The following is a 4,008-nucleotide window of genomic DNA, read 5'->3' as shown; positions in this document are numbered from 1 at the left end:
GACCCGGATCGTCGGCCGCACCAGCCGCGCCGTCGAAAACACCACGTCGCCGCGCAGCGCCGCCATGGCGGAAAGGTCGACCTCGACCCGTTCTGCCTCGACCACAGGCGGCGCCTCGGTGTCGGTCCATTGTGAAAGCGTCACATCGGTCAGGATTGCCCGGAATGTCGGCCAGACCTCGATGCGCGGCGAACCGTCGATGGCGACCCGGAAGCCGCTCCACGCGCTCATTTCCCAGGCGATGCGGTCGCGCACGATACGGGTGGAGGCAATCAGCGGCAGGGCGGCAACGACCAGCGCGACGACGATCACGGCAGCGCCGATCGCCCATATTCCGCGCCGGATCATAGATGATGGCATATGGCCCCGTATGCTTCCATTCCGACAAATCGCCCGGCGGGTGTAACCCCGATCGTCACCACGACCCCGGTCGTCACCACGACCCCCAGTCATGACCACGACTTCCGGCCGCCACCACGACTTCAAGTTGTCACTACGACTTAGGGCTGAGGCATTTCAAGTCTTTATGGCCCGGCGATGGCATTTGCGCACATCTGGTCGCATCAGCCGAACAAAATCTTGCTCTGCTGCGCTGCGATATGCATAAGCGATGGCGACCGTGGAGGAACGATCATGGCTGCCGGACAACCGCTCTGGACCCCGACGCAAGACCAGATTGACGCAGCACCCTTGACCGCCTTCACCAAGGCCGCCGGAGTGAAAGCCGGCGTAGCGTTTTCCTCGTATTCGCAGCTTCATGCCTGGTCGGTCGAGGACCGTGAGGGGTTCTGGAGCCTGATCTGGGATTTCTGCGGCATCGTCGGCGACAGGGGCGATAACCTGCTCGTCGACGGCGACAAGATGCCCGGCGCTTCTTTCTTTCCCGATGCGACACTGAATTTCGCTGAGAATCTGCTGAAGAAGACCGGCTCAGGCGACGCAATCGTGTTTCGCGGCGAAGACAAGGTCGAGCGCCGGCTGTCCTGGAACGCGTTGCACGCGCTGACCTCGCGGCTGCAGCAGCTTTTCCTGTCGCTCAAGGTGAAGAAGGGCGACCGCATTGCCGCCATGATGCCCAACATGCCGGAGACCGTCGCCGCCATGCTGGCCGCGGCCTCGATCGGTGCCGTCTGGTCGTCTTGCTCTCCCGACTTCGGCGAGCAGGGCGTGCTCGACAGGTTCGGCCAGATCGAGCCCGTCGTCTTCATCGCGCCGGATGGCTATTGGTACAATGGCAAGGCGATCGAAGTCGCCGACAAGATCGCCGCGGTCGCGGCCAAGCTCGGCACTGTCCGCAAGATTCTGGTCGTCGATTATCTCGGCACATCGACTGATGTCGCCGGGACCATCGACAAGGCGGTAGCGCTGGAAGAGGCGCTGTCGCCCTTCGTCGGCAAGCCCGTTGCCTTCGAGCCGCTGCCGTTTTCGCATCCGCTCTACATCCTGTTTTCGTCGGGAACGACCGGCATTCCCAAATGCATCGTCCATTCGGCCGGCGGCACGCTGATCCAGCATGTCAAGGAACACCGGCTGCATGCTGGTCTCACCGATGGCGACCGCTTCTTCTACTTCACCACCTGCGGCTGGATGATGTGGAACTGGCTGGTGTCGGGGCTCGCTTCGGGGGCCACGTTGCTGCTCTATGACGGTTCGCCCTTCTACCCCGACGGCAGTGTGCTGTTCGATTTCGCCGATGCCGAGAAGATGACGTTCCTCGGCACCTCGGCCAAGTTCATCGATTCCGTGCGCAAGGCTGGCCTCAAGCCGATCCGCACGCATGATCTGGCCACTGTGCGGGCAATCTCCTCCACCGGCTCGCCGCTATCGCCGGAAGATTTCCGCTTCGTTTATGACGGCATCAAGAAGGACGTGCATCTGGCTTCGGTCTCCGGCGGCACCGACATCGTCTCCTGCTTCGTGCTCGGCGTGCCGACGCAGCCTGTCTGGACCGGCGAGATCCAGGGACCCGGCCTTGGCCTTGCGGTCGATGTCTGGGACGATGACGGCAGGCCGGTCCGGCAGGAGAAGGGCGAGTTGGTCTGCACCAAGGCTTTTCCGGCGATGCCGATCGGCTTTTGGAATGACCCCGAGGGCAAGAAGTACCGGGCGGCCTATTTCGAGCGCTTCGACAATGTCTGGTGTCACGGCGATTTCGCCGAATGGACCGCGCATGGCGGCCTGATCATCCATGGCCGCTCCGACGCCACGCTCAACCCGGGCGGCGTGCGCATCGGCACGGCGGAGATCTACAACCAGGTCGAACAGATGCCGGAGATTCTGGAAGCGCTGTGCATCGGCCAGGACTTCGACAACGACGTGCGCGTCGTACTGTTCGTGCGCCTGGCCGCCGGCGCGCAGCTCGACGAGAATCTGGAAAAACGCATACGCGCTAAGATCCGCAGTGGCGCCAGTCCCCGCCATGTCCCGGCCAGGATCGTTGCCGTGTCGGATATTCCCCGCACCAAGTCGGGCAAGATCACCGAGCTTGCTGTGCGCGACGTGGTGCACGGCCGCGCCATCAAGAACAAGGAAGCGCTCGCCAACCCGGAAGCGCTCGACCTGTTCAAGAACCTGCCACAGCTGGCCGAGTGACCGCCAATGGATGTCGCTCCAGAGGAGCCACTGTTGGAGGCAACGAGATGGGTGAAAAAGGCCTTTCCAGCATGGTTAACGAAATATCACGCTAGAATTTACCTAGATTTCATGAGTGGTACACATTCGTAAATTTTCCGGAGCCCCGGTAAGGAGTTGTTAAGGTCCGGCGTCGATAGTCGCAGGTAACTTGAGGGAGAAATCCCGTTCCTCAGCCCCGAGGATCCGAATTCGCTCAAGCCCCCGTTGTGACAGCAATCCCATCTCTTAAGGCGTCCTTTGGGCGCCTTTTCTTTTTATCGGGACCGAACCGCGGAGAGGGCTGACCTATTCCGCGAGCACACGGGTCGACGGAAAAGCGACCTCGACCAGAGTGCCTTCGCCCGGTGTCGAATTGATGGTGAACCGGGCACGGTTGGCTTCCACCATCGCTTTGGTCAACGGCAGTCCAAGCCCGGTCCCGTCGCCGCGTCCGCGCTTCAGCGCGTTGATCTGCTTGAACGGCTTCAGCGCCTGCTCGATCTCGGCATGGCTCATGCCGATGCCGGTGTCGCGCACCCGCATGACGACGTCGCCCGAGGTCTCATAGGCGGTCGAGACGATCACCTGGCCGCCGGCCTGAGTGTAACGGATGGCATTCGACAGGATGTTGAGCGCGATCTGGCGCACGCTGCGCAGGTCGGCCACCACTTCCGGCAGCCGCGAAGCGAAGCTGGAGCGGATGATGACCCGTTCGCGGTTGGCCTGCGGCTGCATCATCGCCACCGTCTCGGCCAGCGTGTCGTTGAGCGACACCGCCTCATAGGCCATCTCCTGCTGGCCAGCCTCGATCTTGGAGATGTCGAGCAGGTCGTTGACCAGGTCGAGCACATGATTGCCCGAGCGGTTGATATCGCGCAGATAGTCGCGGTAGCGGTCGTTGGCGACAGGTCCGAACTTCTCGTCGACCATCAATTCCGAAAAACCGATGATGGCATTGAGCGGGGTGCGGATCTCGTGGCTGATGCGGGCCAGGAAATCGGTCTTCTGCGAGGACGCGCGCTCGGCCACCGCACGTGCCTGCGTCAAGTCCTCTTCGGCCCGCTTCCACTGCGTGATGTCGCGAACGACGGCGCAGAAGCCGCTGTCGTTGGGCAGCCGGCCGATGGTCATGAACAGCGGAATGAAGCGTCCTTGCGACTCGCGCCCGATCACCTCGCGGCCGTCGTTCATGACACTCGCCACGCCGGGTTCGGACAGTCCGTTGAGATAGTCGCGCGCCGCGCGCTGGCTTTCGATCGCAAACAGCGAGGCGAACGGCTTGCCGGTCACATCGTCGCTGTCGAAGCCGAACAGCGCTTCCGCAGGCCGGCTAATCGATCGGATGGTGCCGTCACGGCCGATCAACACGACGCCGTCGGTGGCGGTGTCGATAAT

At 62.5% G+C, this 4,008-nt stretch carries 3 protein-coding genes; 1 reads left to right on the top strand and 2 read right to left on the bottom strand.

Annotated features, from left to right (window positions below; all coding sequences use genetic code 11):
- Nucleotides 1-360: AsmA family protein (locus EN939_RS24060; RefSeq protein WP_127270182.1), on the bottom strand; the 360-nt coding region annotated here is incomplete at its 3' end.
- A 273-nt stretch (nt 361-633) separates the two neighbouring features.
- Here EN939_RS24060 and EN939_RS24055 point away from each other — a divergent pair.
- Nucleotides 634-2,592, top strand: coding sequence for an acetoacetate--CoA ligase (locus tag EN939_RS24055; RefSeq protein WP_127270180.1), 1,959 nt, complete (start codon nt 634-636; stop codon nt 2,590-2,592).
- Nucleotides 2,593-2,919: 327 nt separating this feature from the next.
- On the opposite strand, the gene EN939_RS24050 is transcribed toward EN939_RS24055, so the two are convergent.
- Nucleotides 2,920-4,008: PAS domain-containing sensor histidine kinase (locus EN939_RS24050; protein ID WP_127270178.1), on the bottom strand; the 1,089-nt coding region annotated here is incomplete at its 5' end.

Origin of the sequence: Mesorhizobium sp. M7A.F.Ca.CA.002.05.1.1 (assembly GCF_003998335.1) — a bacterium.
Taxonomy (GTDB): Bacteria; Pseudomonadota; Alphaproteobacteria; order Rhizobiales; family Rhizobiaceae; genus Mesorhizobium.
Note: the sequence above shows the minus strand (reverse complement) of the source record. Positions and strands in the feature narration are given on the sequence as shown.

What these genes read in the sequence shown, in the direction of transcription:
- EN939_RS24055 (WP_127270180.1), top strand. Translation starts at nt 634, where the DNA reads ATGGCTGCCGGACAACCGCTCTGGACCCCGACGCAAGACCAGATTGAC.